14 protein-coding genes are annotated in these 18,210 nt (G+C 41.3%); 11 read left to right on the top strand and 3 right to left on the bottom strand.

Annotated features, from left to right (window positions below):
• Nucleotide 1 precedes the first annotated feature (1 nt).
• From G6W42_RS03835 to G6W42_RS03820, 4 genes are all read left to right on the top strand, one after another.
• Nucleotides 2–820, top strand: coding sequence for a pyridoxamine kinase (locus tag G6W42_RS03835; RefSeq protein ID WP_194173017.1), 819 nt, complete (start codon nt 2–4; stop codon nt 818–820).
• Between the two features lie 148 nt (nt 821–968).
• Nucleotides 969–2,933: a methyl-accepting chemotaxis protein gene (locus tag G6W42_RS03830; protein ID WP_194173016.1), complete on the top strand. Its 1,965-nt coding sequence runs from the start codon at nt 969–971 to the stop codon at nt 2,931–2,933.
• Between the two features lie 314 nt (nt 2,934–3,247).
• A complete protein-coding gene (locus tag G6W42_RS03825) occupies nt 3,248–3,964 on the top strand; it encodes a basic amino acid ABC transporter substrate-binding protein (protein ID WP_194173015.1) in 717 nt (238 codons plus the stop codon).
• 100 nt (nt 3,965–4,064) lie between these two features.
• A complete protein-coding gene (locus tag G6W42_RS03820) occupies nt 4,065–6,803 on the top strand; it encodes a M16 family metallopeptidase (RefSeq protein ID WP_194173014.1) in 2,739 nt (912 codons plus the stop codon).
• A gap of 232 nt (nt 6,804–7,035) precedes the next feature.
• Here the strand turns inward: G6W42_RS03820 and G6W42_RS03815 are convergent, their stop codons facing one another.
• From G6W42_RS03815 to G6W42_RS03805, 3 genes are read right to left on the bottom strand one after another with little or no spacing between them, the layout of a single operon-like run.
• Entirely contained in the window at nt 7,036–7,941 is a 906-nt protein-coding gene (locus tag G6W42_RS03815) for a hypothetical protein (RefSeq protein ID WP_194173013.1), read from the bottom strand.
• A 50-nt stretch (nt 7,942–7,991) separates the two neighbouring features.
• Nucleotides 7,992–8,213, bottom strand: a complete 222-nt coding sequence (locus G6W42_RS03810) for a hypothetical protein (RefSeq protein WP_002941152.1) — start codon at nt 8,211–8,213, stop codon at nt 7,992–7,994.
• A 32-nt stretch (nt 8,214–8,245) separates the two neighbouring features.
• On the bottom strand, nt 8,246–8,539 hold the full coding sequence (locus G6W42_RS03805) for a putative quinol monooxygenase (RefSeq protein WP_194173012.1): 294 nt from the start codon (nt 8,537–8,539) through the stop codon (nt 8,246–8,248).
• Between the two features lie 164 nt (nt 8,540–8,703).
• Between G6W42_RS03805 and G6W42_RS03800 the strand changes: the two genes are divergently transcribed.
• The 7 genes from G6W42_RS03800 (at nt 8,704) to tsaD (ending at nt 18,153) form a co-directional block, all read left to right on the top strand.
• Nucleotides 8,704–11,157: a molybdopterin-dependent oxidoreductase gene (locus G6W42_RS03800; RefSeq protein WP_194173011.1), complete on the top strand. Its 2,454-nt coding sequence runs from the start codon at nt 8,704–8,706 to the stop codon at nt 11,155–11,157.
• 88 nt (nt 11,158–11,245) lie between these two features.
• Nucleotides 11,246–12,352 carry a D-TA family PLP-dependent enzyme gene (locus G6W42_RS03795; protein WP_194173010.1) on the top strand — a complete coding sequence of 369 codons (1,107 nt, stop codon included), beginning with the start codon at nt 11,246–11,248 and terminating at the stop codon, nt 12,350–12,352.
• A gap of 451 nt (nt 12,353–12,803) precedes the next feature.
• Nucleotides 12,804–13,535 (top strand): phosphatidate cytidylyltransferase, encoded by a 732-nt coding sequence (locus G6W42_RS03790; protein ID WP_194173009.1) that lies wholly within the window; start codon nt 12,804–12,806, stop codon nt 13,533–13,535.
• Nucleotides 13,517–14,626 carry a 1-deoxy-D-xylulose-5-phosphate reductoisomerase gene (gene dxr, locus G6W42_RS03785; RefSeq protein WP_194173008.1) on the top strand — a complete coding sequence of 370 codons (1,110 nt, stop codon included), beginning with the start codon at nt 13,517–13,519 and terminating at the stop codon, nt 14,624–14,626. Before G6W42_RS03790 ends, dxr begins: the two co-directional genes overlap by 19 nt.
• Nucleotides 14,613–15,848, top strand: a complete 1,236-nt coding sequence (locus G6W42_RS03780; RefSeq protein WP_194173007.1) for a uracil-xanthine permease family protein — start codon at nt 14,613–14,615, stop codon at nt 15,846–15,848. The genes dxr and G6W42_RS03780 overlap by 14 nt, the downstream gene beginning before the upstream one ends.
• Nucleotides 15,848–17,146, top strand: a complete 1,299-nt coding sequence (locus G6W42_RS03775; RefSeq protein WP_194173006.1) for a M99 family carboxypeptidase catalytic domain-containing protein — start codon at nt 15,848–15,850, stop codon at nt 17,144–17,146. Before G6W42_RS03780 ends, G6W42_RS03775 begins: the two co-directional genes overlap by 1 nt.
• Nucleotides 17,143–18,153 carry a tRNA (adenosine(37)-N6)-threonylcarbamoyltransferase complex transferase subunit TsaD gene (tsaD, locus tag G6W42_RS03770; RefSeq protein ID WP_194173005.1) on the top strand — a complete coding sequence of 337 codons (1,011 nt, stop codon included), beginning with the start codon at nt 17,143–17,145 and terminating at the stop codon, nt 18,151–18,153. The genes G6W42_RS03775 and tsaD overlap by 4 nt, the downstream gene beginning before the upstream one ends.
• Nucleotides 18,154–18,210: the final 57 nt, after the last annotated feature.

Raw genomic sequence — 18,210 nt, 5'->3', positions numbered from 1 at the left:
GATGAAGCGAATTTTAACTATACAAGACATCTCGTGCGTGGGTAAATGTTCGCTCACTGTCGCACTTCCCATAATCAGCGCCCAAGGCATCGAGGCGTGCATCTTGCCAACGGCACTGCTCTCAACTCACACTGGCTTTAAAAATTTCACTTTTCGTGATCTAACTGATGAATTTGACGCTATAACGCAGGTTTGGCACAAAGAGGGCATCAGCTTTGATGGAATTTACACTGGATTTTTAGGTAGTTTTAGGCAGCTTGAGCTTATTAAGAAGGTCTTTGCTGAATTTGATAGCGGCTCTTTGCTAAGGCTTGTGGATCCTTGCATGGGTGATAATGGCAAGCTGTATCACGGTTTTGATGAGAAATTTGTGGAAAAGATGAGGGAGCTTTGCACAAAGGCTCACGTCATCACGCCAAACATAACTGAGGCAAGTTTTATGTGCGCTAAGCCATTTCTAAGAGAGGGATACGGCGAGGATTATATTTTGGAGTTGCTTGAGGGCTTGGCTGGTTTTGGTGCGCAAAAGGTCGTTTTAAAGGGCATTAGGTATAGGCAAAACGAGTGTGGCATCATAGCTTACGATGCAAAGACAAAAGAAAAAGTGGAGTATTTTCATGAGTATTTGCCGTTTCATGCAAGTGGCACTGGCGACATTTTCGCTTCGGTGCTTTTTGGCTCGCTGACAAATGGTGAAAGCATGCAAAATGCTATCAAAAAGGCAGCAAATTTTGTGCTTGAGAGCATTAAGATCACGCTAAAAGATGATAATCGCACATGGTATGGTGTGCAGTTTGAAAAGCTACTTAGAAATTTTTAGCACTTTAGAGTAAAGAGTGATTTAAATTTGTGTCATTATAACCCTGTAAAGTGACATAGTTAAAACAAAATTTCATATTTATTTAAATTAATTTTACTTTTATATAAAAAGTTGAATAATTACGCAAATATTGATCAAGGAGTGATTTATGAAGTCTTTAAGGATTAAAATTTCTGTTATTTTGACAGCTGTGATCGTACTGCTACTAATCGGCGTTAGCCTCATTAGTTACAACATAGCTCGCAATCTATATACAGAAAAAGTTGTGAAAGATGAGCTACCACTAGCTGTCTCAAACGTTGCAGGTGAGATCGGCTATGCCATAGACAAGATCATCAACACCTCTTATCAGATGACCAAAAACGACTATCTTCTAAAGTGGATCGACGAGGGCGAGCCAAAGGACGGATTAGCAACGCTTTTTAACTACAACACCGACCTTATGAAGGCGTTTAACCTCTCAACGGCGATGTTTGTCTCTGATAGAACACTAAATTACTACACAAACGACAAAATTTTAAAGCAGCTTAGCAAGGACAATCCACGTGATAGTTGGTATTTTGACGTTAAAAACGGCAAAGAGATAAATTCTCTAAACATCCAAGTCTCAGAAGCCACTGGCTCGCTAACACTTTATGTAAATAGCAAGGTTGAAAAAGACGGCAAATTTTATGGCGTCAGTGCGATAGGCATGAACCTTGATGACATCGTAAATTTAGTCACTTCAAAAACTATGGGTGAGGGCAGTAAATTCCTAATGGTTGATTCAAGTGGCGTTGTAAAAATAGAAAAGAGCGACAGGGTCGGCAAAGTAAATGTAAAAGACGTCCTTGGCAAAGAGAAATTTGATGTCTTGATGAATAAAAATGGCGGCGTCATCCGTCACTTTAACGGCACGAGAAATTTGATAATTGGCTCAAAATATATCCCAAGCCTTGATTGGTATCTCTTTGGCGAGATGGACGAGGATGTGCTTTTAAAAGATTTGCATACGCTATTTTACTCAGCTATCGGCGTTATCTTAGCAGCGATCATCATCTCTGTAATAGTGTCACTTCTAATGTCATCTTACCTCCTAAAAATCATCCTCAAACTAAAAACAGGCCTACTCTCTTTCTTTGATCTACTAAACCACAAGACAAACAAAGCAGAGCCTATAGATATAAGATCTAAAGACGAATTTGGTCAAATGGCAGAGCTAATAAACAAAAACACAAAAGCCATTGAAGATGGTATGAAAGATCAAAGTATCTTCATCCAAAAAGCCAACACCTTCGTAAATGAGATAAAAGATGGCAACTATGAAGCAAGCCTAGAAGCTGATACAAACAACCCAGCACTAAATCAACTAAAAAGCACATTTAAAGATCTACAACTTGCTCTTAAAAATGCAATCTCAAGTAACGGCAAAGATGTACTTGATCTACTAAACACATATAAAAACCAAGACTTTACAAAAAGACTTGATGATGATGGTAAGATAGCAAGTGGTATAAACTCACTAGGCATTGAAATCTCTAAAATGCTAAATGACAATCTAAACCAAGCACAAGTACTAGAAGAAAAAGCTAAACTTCTAGCAAGCTCAGTATCTAAAGTAGCAAGCTCAGCAAACACTCAAGCAAATAGCTTACAAGAATCTGCTGCTGCAGTAGAGCAAATGTCAAGCTCAATGAATGCCATCTCTCAAAAGACAGCTGATGTTATAAGACAAAGTGATGAGATCAAAAACATCATAACTATCATTAGAGATATAGCAGATCAAACAAACCTACTTGCTCTTAATGCTGCTATTGAAGCAGCACGTGCAGGAGAGCATGGCAGAGGATTTGCCGTCGTGGCTGATGAAGTTAGAAAGCTAGCTGAGAGAACTCAAAAATCACTTGGTGAGATAGAAGCAAATACAAATGTATTAGCTCAATCAATAAATGAGATGAGTGAATCAATCAAAGAGCAAAGTGAAGGCATAAATATGATAAATCAATCAGTTGCTCAAATAGATAATCTAACAAAAGAAAATGTTGTAATTGCCAACCAAGCAAACGAAGTAACATCAGAAGTAGATGAGATGGCTAAAGCTATAGTTGAAGAGGTTAGGAAGAAGAAATTCTAGCTTTTTTATCCAAAAGGGGACAAGGGGACTTGAATTACGAAGCCGTCCCCTTATCCCCCTTTTTAAATCCCCTAAACCCCTCGCACGTTAAAGGTGCATGCGATAGCACTATCGTGCCGCATGCATTTCAAAAGCTCTAATAAATTTTTAGATACGCTCGCTCATAAATTTTAAAATTTGATCAAAATCTTTCTAGTGTATTTACCTATACACTTTACAAGCTTGTCTAAATTTCTGTCATTGCGCTAAATTTAAACAAATTTTAATAGATAAATGCCGATAATTAGGGCTTTAAATCACTTTAAAGGATAGACATGAAAAAGATCTTTGCTCTTTTACTGACAGCGTTTGTTGCTCTTTGTGCAAACGAGCTAAAATTTGGTACTGCGGCAAACTACCCGCCATTTGAATACATCGATGAAAACAACAAAATAACAGGCTTTGACATCGACTTGATAGATGAAATTTCAAAGCGTGCTGGCTTTTCATACAAGATCATAAATATGAGCTTTGATGGTCTCATCCCAGCGCTTAAAGCTGGCAAGATAAATGGCATCATAAGTGCGATGAGTGCGACTCCTGATAGACTAAAGTCGATTGACTTTACAAAGCCATACTACCTAACTGAAAACATCTACCTAAAGAAAAAAGGCAACGACGCATTAAAAGCTAAAGAAGAGCTATCTGGCAAAAAAGTAGGCGTGCAACAAGGCACCATCCAAGAGCTAGCTGCAAATGCTATAAATGGCGCAAAAGTAGTGCCTTCAGAAGATACTGTGCCACTTATAATGGGGCTAAAAGTTGGCAAATTTGACGCAGTCATCCTTGATAGCTCGATTGGCTATGGCTTTATCAAGAAAAACCCTGAAGTAGAGGCATTTTTCAAAGAGGTTGATGGTAGCGAGGGCTTTTCAATAGCTTTTGATAAAAATAAAGAGAGCGAGCTTATCGCTAAGATAAATCAAATTTTAGATGAGATGAAAAAAGACGGCAGCTACGACGCACTGCTTAAAAAATACGAACTAAAATAACACCTCCCAACTAGCCTGCAAATTTAGCAGGCTAGCTTTATCTTGCATTTTAAAATTTATACTAAAATCCGCTTTTACATAGAAATTTAAAGGACGGATTATGAGAAAAATTCTGCTACTTTTGTGTCTAGCGCTTAGCCTAAATGCCCTGCAAAATGACAAAGATATGCTAAGTGGCGAGCTAAAAAACGGGCTTAAATACTATATAAAAGAGAATAAACTCCCGCAAAAAACGGCCATCTTTTACCTAGTCGTAAATTCAGGCTCGACTGATGAGAGAGATGGCGAGCAGGGGCTTGCGCACTTTTTGGAGCACATGGCGTTTAATGGCAGCCGTGACTTTAGCAAAAATGAGCTCATTAAACAGCTTGAGAGCCTTGGGGTCAAATTTGGCGCTGATCTAAACGCGCAAACCAGTTACGATCAGACGAGCTACACGCTAAGCATAAATGTAAATGAGAAAAATTTAAAGGATGTTTTTAAGGTCTTTTCAAACTGGATCGATGGCGTGAAGGTCGATGCAGGCGAGCTTGATAAGGAGCGTGGCGTCATAATGGAAGAGGAGCGCCAGCGAAACACGCCAGCTTATAGGCTCTATCTTGCCCAAAGTAAGGACATCTTTGCAGGTAGCATCTATCAAAAAAGAGTGCCAATAGGCGACATGAACGTGATAAAAAGTGTGGATGCTAAGCACATGCAAGAGTTTTATGAGAGGCTTTATCAGCCAAGATTTATGAGCTTTGTGGCAGTTGGCGACTTTGATAAAAACGAGATAAAAGCTCTGATAGAGAAAAATTTTAGTGCAGCGAAAAATAGCAACTCTTATGAGCATCCAGATAAAAGCATCGCCTTTAAAGATGGGCTAAACGTCTTTAACTACGACGCAAACGAGACGGCGGCTCAGTTTGTAAGACTTAGCTTTTTTGATAAATTTAAGCCAGTCTTGGATGAGGCTGATGTGAAGAGAAATTTAAAAGATGCGCTAATAGCTAGCCTTATAAATATGCTTTATGAGCAAAAAAATGCAAATAATTCATCAAATTTAAGTGTTGATTTTATGGCGCAAACGCTTCAAGCAAAGCAAAAAATTTATAGCTTTGAGGCAAATGTGATCGGAGATGATTTTAACGCTAGCCTTAAAGATATGTTAAGCGTTTTAAAGGGCATTGAGAAATTTGGCTTTAATAAAGGCGATTTTGCCGATGTGAAAAAGGCGTTTGTGGCAAATGTAGAGGCTAAATTTAAACGCTCAAAAACTAAAAAATCAAGCGTTTATGCAAGTGAAATTTTAAATATGATCGAAAATGGCGGCTTTGTGCTAAGCGATGAAGATAGCAAAAACCTTAGCCTAAAGCTCTTAAACGAGATCACGCTTGAAGATGTAAATGCGAGATTTAGGCAAATTTTAGCCATACCTGATGAGCGCGTGATGGTCTTTAGCAAAGATGGCTTTAAGCTTAGCAAAGATGCATTTTTAAAGCTAAAAGATGAGGCAAAACCTTACGATACAAATTTAGCTAGCCAGAGCCTAAATAAGAGCCTTGGCAATGAAAATTTAGAGCCAAAAGATATCCTTTCTAGTGAATTTGATCAAAAGCATGGCATATACACTTATAAGCTGCCAAATGGCTCGCAAGTCATCTTTAAGCCACTAGCTACCAAAAAAGATAGCATCTTGTTTGCGGCCATTAGCAAGGGTGGCACTTCAGATCTAGCTGATCCTAAGCTTGGTGGCTTTGCGGTTGCGCTCACAAATGAAAGTGGCGTTGGCAAATTTAACAACTACGAGCTTTCAAAGGTGCTAAACGACAAGATAGTAAGCTACGAAAAGAGCATAGAGGCGCTTACACAGGGCATTTACGGCTCTTCTAGCAGTGGCGATCTTAGCTCGCTGCTAGCTGTTATAAATTTAGAGTTTAGCTCGCCAAGAGCCGATGCAAACGTGCTTGAGAGGATAAAACAAAGAGCAAAAGATGAGCTAGCTAAAGAGCAAAATTTACCTGAATATAAATTTAGCACCGAATTTAGCAAGTTTTTTTACGAAAACAACAAGCGTGTAGCGCCCATTGAGATGGCGCAGATCGACGCGCTAAAGCTAAATGAGCTAAAAGAGATCATCAAAGATAAATTTACAAATGCAGCCTCATACACCTTCGTAATCATCGGCGACACCGACGAGCAGAGGCTTTTGCCACTTGTTAAAAAGTATATCGTCACCTTGCCAAAGCTTGGCGAGGCTGAAAATTTTAAAGATGATGGCGTGCGAAGTATCAAAGGGCAGCACACCTTTAAAAGGGAGTATCAAAGCACAAAAAGAAGCGATGTGAGCGTGGATATAGTAAATTTAGATACAAAATACAGCTTCAAAGAGGTGATCAAGCTAAGAGCACTTAGCTCGGTCCTAAAAACGGCGCTTCGTGAAAGGATCAGAGAAGACAAAGGTCAAACATACGGCTTTAGCCTAAACGCGAAGCTCGCTCGCTATCCGTATGAGCACTCAAAGGCGGTGATAGGCTTTACTTGCGACCCTGCAAACACGGACAAGATCATCGCCGAGATAAAGGAGATAATAGCTAGCATCAAGCGTGATGGGGCGCTCTTGCCAAAACATTTGGAGGATTTTAAGGCGCAGAGTGAAATTTCTATAAAGAAAGACTATGAAAAGCCTGAGTTTTGGCAAAATCTCATCATCTCAAATAAAATTTTTAACACGCCACTTTACACGGCTGATGAGTATATAGATGCGGTCAAAGCGCTCACGAATGACGATATCAAAGAGGCTGCTAGGCTATATCTTGATGAGAAAAATATGGTGATAAGCATAAATAATCCAAAGTAGAAATTTTTTTTGGGGGGTAGCTGGCTTTTTAAATTTAAACTTGAATAAAATTTAGAGAGCTAAGCTAGTCCCCAAAACTTTAAATCTAAATAAAAAAGTTGGCAAGGCTAGCTCTTTAAAATTTAAGACTAAGTAGAAAATTTAGGGTAAAGCTGGCTGGCTCTTTAAATTTGAGCCTGAATAAAATTTAACGCGCCAAGCCAGCTCCAAAATTTACCCCTAAAGCCAAAGGCTAGGCTAGGATATCCTTTGGTTTTAGCTTATTTAGCTTTTGCACCAGGTCATCAAAGCTCGCGCCATTTTCGACCTCGCGCCTGATAAATTCTTCAAAAAATTCGCGTTTTATATCCTTATCCGTGTAGGTCACGCTCTTTTTGGTAACTTGCATAGGCTTAAATTTCTCTTCTTCTATCTCTTCACCGCCATCTTCTCTAACTGGCGTAAGAGCGATATTTTGCAGCACATCAGCGATATTTTCGCCCTTTTCATAGCTTGTTTTTAAAAATTTCAAAAACTCATCTTTGCTATTTTTATCAGCGTAGCTTACACGCTGTAGCATCGCTTGACCTAGGATTTCTATGCGTTTTTTAGCCGATGTTTGCTCGTATTGCAAAGCCCCGTCTTTAAAAGAAATTTTTACATTTGCATGCTCACCAAGTATCTTTTCGGCGGTAAATTCGAGCCATTTGTCTTTAAATTCATTGATGCTTAGATCAGAGTCTAGTAAATTTGTAGCCTCACGGCTTAGACGAAGTGTGCCATTGTCGTGATTATTGATTAGAGCGCCAAGAGTATTGGTGACATTAGTAGATATTTTGTAGGTTTTGTTAAACTCATCTACGCTAAAGCCGTTTTTCTCGCTAGTTAGGATAGAATTTAACCTCCAAAGCTTCGTGCTATCAACGAAATTTTTAAGGCTAGCAACTTCATCTTTACCCATAGAGCTATCAAGCCCGTTCATCTTGCCCCAGATAGAAATTTTATCATTTGACGAGTAGCCAGAAAGTGATAGATGCTTGATGTCTAGGGCATTGGGAGAAATTTTTACTCTGTCTAAATTTGCGATAGTCGTTGGCTGCTTATTAAAAGCGTCTTGATAGTTAAAGCTTTGATTAAATCCATTTAGTGCGTTTATCATGTCAAATCCTTTAACACAATATCGGCAAATGGATTTAAATTTTAAATGGATTATTTTTTATTGCGGTATTTTTCGAAAATGGCGATCATCTGGTGCGAGTCTTGCGCGACTTTGAGCTTGTTTGGGTTTTTGCTAAGTAGCTCTTCTCTTAAAGCATCGATGAACTCCTTGTCCTTTTTGCAGGCTTCAAGGCTCACACGTCCTCTAAGTATAGCCATAAACATAATATCGGCAGTCGCGTTTATCATCTCAAGCATCTTTTCTTCGCTCATTTTTTTAAAATTTGCCCTTTTTTAAGCAAATATTATTCCTTTACGCTTACAAAATTTATTATTTTCACCTCTTGGCTCTCTTTGCAAGCCTCCAGCGCAGCCGCATTTTTCACCATGTGAGCGCTCTTCATATGTTCTTTTTGGCTCTCTAAATTTTCCCAGCTCTCCATAAAGCAGTATTCGCTTTTAGTGCCCGCAACTACGCCACACTCGTAGCTTATGCAGCCTTTATCTTTTCTTGAAGCTGGTACGATCTCTTTTAAAATTTCTTCAAATTTCGCTTCAAAGCCAGCTTTTAACTTTAAATTTACATAAAATCCCACCATTTGCCTATCCTTTAATATTTTTTGGTTACAATTACGCAACATAAGACGCAAGTTTGCGTATTACATTAACAAGGCCTTTTCATGACGAGATGATACAAAATACTAAATTTATAACTTCTAAAACCAACCAAAAATAATAAATTTAACCAAATAACGGAGAAAAAATGAAAAGACGAGACTTTTTAAAGCTTGGTGCCTTAAGCGCAGCAAGCCTTCAAGCAAAAGAACTTGACGGAGCAGCTCAGGCGCTTTTTGACAAGCAAAGCGGCCTAAGTGCAAACAAATTTGGCCCATTTTATGTAAAAACTATCGCAGGACGTGTTGTAGAGACTGAGCCATTTGAGGGTGATGCGTGCCCAAATGAGCTAAACAACGCACTTCTTGATCATATCCAAAACGAAAGCCGTGTAAAATATCCATTTGTTAGAAAGAGCTTTTTGGCTGACCCAAACAACCCAAAGCCAGAGCTTCGTGGCAAAGAGGAGTTTGTGCGCGTGAGCTGGGACGAGGCGATAAAGCTAAGTGCGAAAATTTTAAAAGAAAATTTCGATAAATACGGCTCTGAAGCGATATACGGACAGGTTTATCAGTGGGGCAGTCTTGGCAAAGTCGGTCACAGTCAAAAGACTGCAAAAAGGCTACTTAACGTGCTTGGCGGATATGTAAATGAGCTTGGTGGCTACTCATACGGCGCAGCGACTGTCATCATGCCTCATATCACTGGCTCGATCGACCCAACGCTCGCGCCTACGAAGTGGGAGGCTATCTTAAAAAATGCCAAAACGATCGTATTTTGGGGCACAAACCCAGTCGTTTCAAACAAGATCGCCATTGGCGTGCCGCTTCACAACTCATATAAATACTACGATGAGATCAGAAAAAAGGGCGAGAACGGCGAGATGAAAATTTATAGCGTCGACGTTTATCACAACGAAAGCGCAAGATATTTTGGCGCAAAGTACCTTGAAGTCGTGCCTTGCACCGATACGGCGATGATGATAGGTATGTGCAACTACCTTTTTGAAAAGGGGCTTTACAGCAAAGAATTTATAGAAAAATACACCGTTGGCTTTGATAAATTTAAAGAGTATATGCTCGGCACAAAAGACGGGGTCAATAAAAACCTAGCTTGGGCAAGCAAAATTTGTGGCGTGAGCGAGCAAGAACTGGCGAAATTTAGCGAGGATCTAGCCAAAAACGACTCAGTCATAGTTAGTGGCTACGCCATACAAAGGCAAGATCACGGCGAGATGGCCTACTGGGCGCTTGTGACGCTAAATGCGATGCTTGGACACATCGGCAAAGAGGGTTGTGGCTTTGTCACAAATGACGGCATGCACAAAAACGCCGATGAAAGCTTCATAGCGCCTAAACTAGCGGCTTTTGAGACGAAGGTGCCACAAAAATTCATTGATAGCGGCCTTGTGCCAAAGACTAAGGGCTACGAGCTGCCAAACTCAAGGCTCATAGACGCGCTTTTAAGCCCTGGCAAAGAGATAACTAGAAATGGCAAGAGCTACAAGCTACCAAAGATCAGAGTGATGTTTAACGCCAACGGCTCGACATTTACAAGGCATCCAGAGACTAATAGAGCGATAAAAGCTATGCAAAAAGTGCAAGCGATCATCACTTGCGAGCCATTTTGGACGAGCACGGCCAAATTTAGCGACATCGTCCTGCCAGCCGCGCTTGAGTGCGAGCGAACGGACATCGAGATGGCAAACTCAACAAACGAATATCTCTTTGCTATTAAGCCGCTTGTCGCGCCATTTGGAGAGAGTAAAAGTGACTTCGAGATCGCAAGGCTCATCGCAAAAGAGTGGGGCAGAGAAGAGGCATTTAGCGAGGGCAAAAGCGAGCTAGAGTGGGTCAAAGAAATTTACGAAGATGCCGTTAAAAAGGCTGCTGGGCTTGGGTATGAGAGCATGCCAAGCTTTGATGAGTTTTGGCAGAAGGGTTATTTTAGATTTGACAAGGTCGATGAGAAAAAACGCTACTTTACAAACTACAAGAAATTCCGTGACGACCCAGAGGCAAATCCGCTAAAAACGCCATCTGGCAAGATAGAAATTTACTCCGAAACGGTTGCTGGCTTTGGCTACGACGACTGCCCACCGCATGCGACTTGGCTTGAGCCATTTGAGTGGCTGGGTGCAAAAAATAAAAAATATCCTATCGCCATCAGCGGCGCGCACTCTAAATTTAGACTTCACTCGCAGCTAAATAACTCTGTGCTTCGCCATTTTAACGAGATCGCAGAGCGCGAACCAGTGCTCATAAACCCAAAAACAGCCGAGGCTAGAGGGATAAAAATGGGCGACGTGGTGAAAATTTACAACGACAGGGGCGAAATTTTGTGCGGTGCATTTGTGACCGAGGACGTGCCACAAAACGTCGTCATCGTGAGCGAGGGCGCTTGGTACGACCCAGAGTTGCCAGGCGAGAAGAGCCTTTGCTTGCACGGAAATTTAAACGTGCTCACAAAAGACGTGCCATCAAGTAAGATGAGCCAGAGCAACACCGCTCACACGAGCCTTGTCGAGGTCGAGAAATTTAAGGGCACGCCAAAACGTGTCAGGGCGTTTGACGCACCAAAGATCGGCGCAAGAAAGGCCTAAAAGTAACACTTTGAAAATTTAAAGTGCTAAAAGCTATCCTTTTTTAAATAATTAGAGTTAAAATCTAAGAAAAAAGAAAGGATAGCTCATGAAAATCACTGAAATAGACACTCCAGCACTGCTCATAGACAGGGAGATAGTGCTAAAAAACCTAGAAAAAATGCAAAAATACGCTGATAAATTTAACGTAAGCTTAAGACCACATACCAAAACGCACAAGATGCCATACTTTGCAAAACTGCAAGTAGAGTGCGGCGCAAAGGGCATCACAGTGGCAAAGGTGGGCGAGGCTGAAGTGATGGCAAAAGAGGGGCTAAGCGATATTTTCATCGCAAATGAGATCGTCACAAGGCAGAAATTTGCTCGCATTATAGCGCTTTTAAAATATGGCGCAAAAGTGAGCTTTGGCATCGATAGTGTGGGCGTTTTAAGGCTCATTGATGAGGTCTTTGGCGAGGCTGGCGAGATAGCTAGGCTGCTTGTTGAGATAGAAGTTGGCGAAAACCGCTCAGGTGTCATAGAAGAGGGCGATTTTAGAGCTTTGATGAGCGCTTTTAAAGAGTGTAAAAATGTGGAATTTTGCGGTGTTTTCTCGCATGATGGCCACTCGTACAAGGCAAAAGATAAGCGTGAATGCGAGCAAATTTTTAGGGTGGCAACCGAGAGAACGCTAAAATTTGCTGAAATCTCGCGTGAGTTTGGATATGAAAATTTTACCGTTAGTATCGGCTCTACGCCATCACTTATAAATGATTTTGAGATACCAAAAGGCGTCACGGAGCTTCGCCCTGGCACATATATATTTATGGATGCGTCGCAGGCAAATGCTTATGGTAGCTTTGATATGAACGCTGCTAGCGTGCTTAGCGTCGTGATCTCAAGGCCGACTGCGACCCGCACGATCCTTGATGCTGGGGCAAAGGCGCTAACCAAAGAGAGGCGCAGCGAGGGCTTTTGCACGACGCCTGGCATGGGTCTCATCGCGGAGCATGAGGTGTGGATAGATAGCCTATTTGACGAGCATGTGATCATCTTAAACGAGAAATTTGCAAAAAGCGTGCGCGTGGGCGATCTTGTGCGCATCTATCCAAACCACATCTGCCCGGTGGTAAATTTATATGACTACGCCTATCTTGTAAGCGGCGATGAGGTTTGCGAGAAAGTGCCAGTTTTGGCAAGAGGCAGGATAGAGTAGGGATTTACTTTGGTTTTATGTAAGAAATAAAATTTTAAAATTCAATAAAGCTTTTTTACAAATTTTAAAATTCCATTCGCTCGCAAGAATTGACTACTAAAATTTGGCTTCGCTTACAGTTTAGCTCAAATTTTAGAGCCGAAATTACTCGCTCATGAAATTTTAAAATTTGCCTGACGATCACCTGATATGACAAAGCAAATTTATAAATTTTAAAATCTTACTCACTCGCCTTAGCAGACTACTAAATTTAGAGCCGTGATATGCCAGCTCTAATTTTAAAATTTGCTGGAGTCTCAATAAAACGCATGCAATGTAAAGCTCTATTAAACATCCTTCCATGCTCGTATCAAATTTTCAAACACATTTTAAACCAAATTTCATTCTTATAAACGCCGTCTAAATTTTAAGTGTTATAATTACTGCAAAATAACGATTTTAAGGAGAGTGTATGTCTTCACGCATTATCACTGGCGTTTTGATGTTTGTTGCTATTTTGGTAGTTTTTTTTATAGATAATTATATTTTAAATTTTATTTTGCTTGGCGCTGTGCTTTACTTTGCCTTTAATGAGTCGCTCAAGCTTTATGGCATCGATCACAAACAGCTAGTTTATGCAGCGCTCGCATTTTACGTGCTTACATATTTTACAAATCCGATCTTCATCGCGATCCTTGCGATCATGCTAGTGGCATCTATCCTTGCGCACATAAAAAGCGAAAATTTAAAGCTAGTCGCCCCTTTCGTCTATCCGACAACTCCTATATTTATGATGTGGATGCTCTACTCGGAGTATGGCATGGGCTATCTTGCGTGGCTTATCTTAAGCGTCGTTGCGAGCGATAGTGGCGCATTTTTCGTTGGTAAGATGTTTGGCAAGCATCCATTTAGCCCAAGCTCACCAAACAAGACTATCGAGGGCGCAGTTGGCGGCGTGGTAGTAGGCACCATAGTTGGTTGCGTAGTTGGAAATTTCGTAACAGAAGGCTTTTTTCAAATTCTATTTTCAAGCTTTTTAGTCTGCGTCTTTGCTGTCTGGGGAGATCTCTTTGAGAGCTATCTAAAGAGACTTTGTGGCGTCAAAGACAGTGGCTCGCTGTTTCCAGGACACGGCGGTATGCTTGATAGGATAGATGGCTATTTATTTGGCGTTGTCGCCCTACTTTGGTCGCTATCGTGGTAATACTTGGCTCAACTGGTTCGATCGGCAAAAATACTCTAGCGCTCTGCGAGAAATTTGACATTAGCGTCGAGGCGCTAAGCTGCGCTAAAAACGTAGCTTTGCTAAATGAGCAAATTTTAAAATTTAAGCCAAAATTTGTCTGCGTGGGTGACGAAAAGCTAGTTAAAAATGTAAAAAATGTTGAGCACAAAAGCATATTTTTTGGCAAGGCTGGACTGCTAGAAATGCTTGAAATTTCAAGCTCAAAAAAGGTGATAAACGCCCTTGTTGGCTTTGCTGGGCTTGCTCCTAGTCTAAAGACGCAAGCACTTGGCAAAAGGCTGGCACTTGCAAACAAGGAGAGCCTTGTAGTTGGTGGCAAGTTTTTAAAAACAAGAGAAATTTTGCCCATTGATAGTGAGCATTTTGGGCTTAAATTTCTACTAGAAAACAAAACTCCAGCCAAAAAGCTCATCATCACAGCAAGTGGCGGTGCATTTTATAAAAAACCGATCAAATTTCTAAAAGATGCCACGCCGTCTGACGCTTTGAAGCATCCAAACTGGGATATGGGCGCAAAGATCACTATTGATAGCGCGACGATGACAAACAAGCTTTTTGAGGTGATGGAGGCCTACTGGCTTTACGGTATCAAAGATATCGAGGCCGTGATAGAGCCAACTTCAGCCATCCACGCCGTAGTCGAGTTTATCGACGGCTCAAGCACCTTGCACCTCTCACGCACAGATATGAAGCTAGCCATTTCGCATGCTATCTTTGAAAAAGTCGAGCAAAACATCGTCTCTCACGCAAATTTGCTTGATCTAAAAAATATCAAATTTCATAAGATCAGCCCTAAAAAATATCCAGTCTTCTCGCTAAAAGACGAAGTGCTGGCAGATCCTGATCTAGGTGTCGTCATAAACGCTGCAAACGAGGTTGGAGTATTTAGCTTTTTAGAGAAAAAGTGCTCGTTTTTGGATATATCAAGGCTCATTTTGGGCTTGGCTAAGAAATTTAAGGATATAAAAATTTCAAGCGTAGATGAAATTTATGAAGTTGATAAAGAGGTTAGAGAATACGCAAAAAGGATGCTAAATGCAAAGGTATGAGGGGTATAAATTTGATCTTAAGCAAAGCTTGATTGGTGTGCAGTTTTTATTTGTCGCCTTTGGTGCGCTCGTGCTCGTGCCTATCCTTACGGGGCTTGATGCAAACGTCGCGCTCTTTACAGCAGGTCTTGGCACACTGCTTTTTCAGCTAATAACTAGAAAAAATATCCCGCCGATCTTTCTAGCAAGCTCGTTTGCTTTCATCGCTCCGCTTCAGTACGGCATCGAAAAATGGGGCATACCAGTGACGATGGGCGGAGTTATATTTGCTGGATTTTTCTACGTCGTGCTAAGTCTTGTGGTTCGCTTTGGCGGAGAGAAAATTTTGCATAAAATTTTGCCTCCAGTCGTTGTTGGTCCAGTCATCATGACCATAGGTCTGATACTAGCTCCAAATGCCGTTAAGATGGCGACTTCAGCTACCGAAACCTACACTCAAAACGTAGCTATGATGGTAGCAGCCACCTCGCTTATAGCTACTATCGTTGTCATGATGCTAGGACGCGGGATGTTTAGGCTTATACCGATCCTACTTGGCATCATCGCTGGCTACATCGTGGCTTACTGCTTTGGCATGGTTAATTTTAGCGCCATCACAAACGCCCCTTGGTTTAGAGTGCCAAGCTTTAGCGCACCAAAATTTGAACTCGAAGCGATCATCTACATGATACCTATCGCCATCGCCCCAGCGATCGAGCACATCGGCGATATGCTCGCCATCTCAAACGTCACAAAAGAGGATTTTCTGAAAAATCCAGGGCTTAAAAACACCCTTTTAGGCGACGGCCTAGCCACCTCGCTAGCTGCTGCCTTTGGTGGTCCGCCAAACACCACCTACTCAGAGGTCACAGGCGCAGTTAGCCTTACAAAGGCCTATAACCCAGCGATCATGACCTTTGCAGCCATTACCGCCATCGTGCTGGCCTTCGTTGGTAAGCTTGGTGCGGTGCTCTCAACCATCCCAGCGCCAGTTATCGGCGGCATCATGCTGCTACTTTTTGGCATCATCGCAAGCGTTGGCATGGAGACGCTTATAAAAAATAAAGTCGATCTTGCCGACCCTAGAAATATGATAATCGTAGCCCTAATTTTCATCTTTGCCATCGGTGGCATGGTGCTTGACCTTGGAGCTGTTAAATTTTCAGGTATCGGACTTGGCGCGGTTACTGGTATAGTTTTAAATTTGCTTTTGCCAAAGACAAAGCATTACGAAGGATACTAATGCGTAAATTTAGACTTTTTCTGGCAGTTCTAGCGGCTGCAAGCCTTGCAAATGCAAGCGCACTGGACTATGCACTTATCAAAAAAGGTGAGCCAAGTAGCAATACTATGCTCTTAATCGGAGGCATACAAGGCGACGAGCCAGGCGGCTTTTTGGCGGCTTCTATCGTAGCGACTGATTATAACATCACAAAAGGCTCGCTTTGGGTCGTGCCAAATTTAAATTTCCCAAGCATCATCGAGCGAAGTCGTGGCACAAAGGGCGATATGAATAGAAAATTTGCCCACGTTGATAAGGACGATCCAGACTACAACTCAGTGATGAAGATAAAAGACGTCATCACCGACAAAAACGTCACGCTCATCTTAAATTTACACGATGGTAGCGGATATTATAGAGATAAATTTATAAGCAAGGATGAAAATCCAGACAAATGGGGCAACACCTGCATCATCGACCAAAGCACGCTACCAGGCTCAAAGTATCCAGAGCTTGAAAGTATAGCCTCAAGCGTAAAAGACGTGCTAAATAAGCACCTTATAGATCCAAAACATCAGTATCACGTCAAAAATACGCACACTGCGATGGGCGATAAAGAGATGCTAAAAAGCCTCACCTACTACGCTATCACGCAAAACAAGTCAGCCTTTGCAAATGAAGCTAGCAAAAATTTAAACGCCGAGCAAAGGACATACTATCACCTAGTAGCGATCGAGGAGTATATGAAAAAGGCTGGTATTAGCTTTACTAGACCCTTTGAGCTCGATGTTAAAAGCGTGAAAAAAGCGATCGAAAAAGAGATCAGACTAGAACTTTTTGACAGCTACGCTCTTAGTCTTAAAAATTTAAAACCAGTGATAAGCTTCGTGCCATTTAAAAAGGGCGAGCTAAGCTACCACTCACCAAATCCGCTAATCGCCGTCATAAAAGAGAACGACACTTACAAAGTGCAGTATGGTAACCGCTCTGTCACGAGACTAAAGCCGCAATACTTCGAGTTTGCAAAGCCGCTTGATAAAATTTCTCTTTTGAGCGATGGCAACGAGCTTATGCTAAAAAGTGGCGATAAATTTAGCGTCAAGAAGAGCTTTAAAGTAAAAGCGCTCAAAAACGTGCGCGTAAATGTCATAGGATATGGCACAAAAAGCGTTGATGAGAGTGAGCAAGAGGTCGATAAAAATAGCCTAAACAAAAGCTACAGCATAGATAAAGATGGCAAAATTTACAGGATCGAGTTTTACAAAAGCGAAAATGGCAAAGAGAAATTTGCTGGCATGATACTAGCGGAGTTTAGATGATACTTGGCATCGAAAGTAGTTGCGACGACAGCTCTGTTGCGCTCATAAATGAAGGCACGCTAGAGCAAATTTATTATAAAAAGATATCGCAAGAAGAGGAGCACGCTATCTTTGGTGGCGTGGTCCCAGAGCTTGCAGCGAGGCTTCACACAAAGGCACTGCCAGCGCTTTTAAATGATATCTTGCCAAATTTAAAAGATATAAAAGCGATCGCCGTGACAAACGAGCCGGGGCTAAGTGTGAGCCTGATAGGCGGCGTCAGCATGGCAAAATCGCTAAGCATCGCCCTAAATATCCCACTAATCGCCGTAAATCACCTAGTTGGCCACATATACTCGCTATTTTTAGACCACGAAGCCACCTTCCCGCTTGGCGTTTTGCTAGTAAGTGGCGGACATACTATGATACTTGAGATTGACGAAAATGGCGAGATTTTAGAGCTTGCAAGCACTGGCGATGATAGCTTTGGTGAGAGCTTTGACAAGGTGGCAAAAATGCTTGATCTTGGCTATCCAGGAGGCGCTGTGGTGCAGCAAAACGCACTTTTATGCGAGGATAAAGATAGGTTTAAATTTACCGTCCCGCTTCTTCACAATAAACGCCTTGAGTACAGCTTTTCAGGGCTTAAAAACCAAGTCAGAGTTGAAATTTCAAAGCTTGAAACTATCACACAAAAAGATATCGCCGACATCTGCTACGCCTTTGAAAACACAGCCTGCGAACACATCTTAAATAAGCTTGAAAAGGTTTTTAAACTAAGAAACTTTAAGCGCTTTGGCGTCGTTGGCGGAGCGAGTGCAAATTTAAATTTACGCAAAAGGCTTGAAACGCTTTGTCAAAAAAATGGGTGTGAGCTTTTGCTAGCCCCACTTGCGTTTTGCTCTGATAATGCGCTGATGATAGCAAGAGCTGGACGTGAGAAATACCTAAAAAAAGAGTTTATCTCGCATGATAGGCTAACTATAAATCCAAGAGTTAGTTTTAAGAAATTTGAGCTAGATCTATAATTTTCCTCAAAACCTTTTATTTAAAATCTTCTATTTTTAAAATTTAAAACAATACAA

The organism is Campylobacter concisus, from assembly GCF_015230015.1.
GTDB lineage: Bacteria > Campylobacterota > Campylobacteria > Campylobacterales > Campylobacteraceae > Campylobacter_A > Campylobacter_A concisus_AF.
This window is presented reverse-complemented; position numbering and strand designations above follow the sequence as displayed.

Coding starts and splice junctions, on each gene's coding strand:
- G6W42_RS03790 (WP_194173009.1), top strand. CDS start 12,804: ATGTCTTCACGCATTATCACTGGCGTTTTGATGTTTGTTGCTATTTTG.
- G6W42_RS03780 (WP_194173007.1), top strand. CDS start 14,613: ATGCAAAGGTATGAGGGGTATAAATTTGATCTTAAGCAAAGCTTGATT.
- G6W42_RS03825 (WP_194173015.1), top strand. CDS start 3,248: ATGAAAAAGATCTTTGCTCTTTTACTGACAGCGTTTGTTGCTCTTTGT.
- G6W42_RS03805 (WP_194173012.1), bottom strand. CDS start 8,539: ATGGTGGGATTTTATGTAAATTTAAAGTTAAAAGCTGGCTTTGAAGCG.
- G6W42_RS03795 (WP_194173010.1), top strand. CDS start 11,246: ATGAAAATCACTGAAATAGACACTCCAGCACTGCTCATAGACAGGGAG.
- G6W42_RS03775 (WP_194173006.1), top strand. CDS start 15,848: ATGCGTAAATTTAGACTTTTTCTGGCAGTTCTAGCGGCTGCAAGCCTT.
- G6W42_RS03835 (WP_194173017.1), top strand. CDS start 2: ATGAAGCGAATTTTAACTATACAAGACATCTCGTGCGTGGGTAAATGT.
- G6W42_RS03830 (WP_194173016.1), top strand. CDS start 969: ATGAAGTCTTTAAGGATTAAAATTTCTGTTATTTTGACAGCTGTGATC.
- G6W42_RS03815 (WP_194173013.1), bottom strand. CDS start 7,941: ATGATAAACGCACTAAATGGATTTAATCAAAGCTTTAACTATCAAGAC.
- G6W42_RS03810 (WP_002941152.1), bottom strand. CDS start 8,213: ATGAGCGAAGAAAAGATGCTTGAGATGATAAACGCGACTGCCGATATT.
- G6W42_RS03820 (WP_194173014.1), top strand. CDS start 4,065: ATGAGAAAAATTCTGCTACTTTTGTGTCTAGCGCTTAGCCTAAATGCC.
- tsaD (WP_194173005.1), top strand. CDS start 17,143: ATGATACTTGGCATCGAAAGTAGTTGCGACGACAGCTCTGTTGCGCTC.
- G6W42_RS03800 (WP_194173011.1), top strand. CDS start 8,704: ATGAAAAGACGAGACTTTTTAAAGCTTGGTGCCTTAAGCGCAGCAAGC.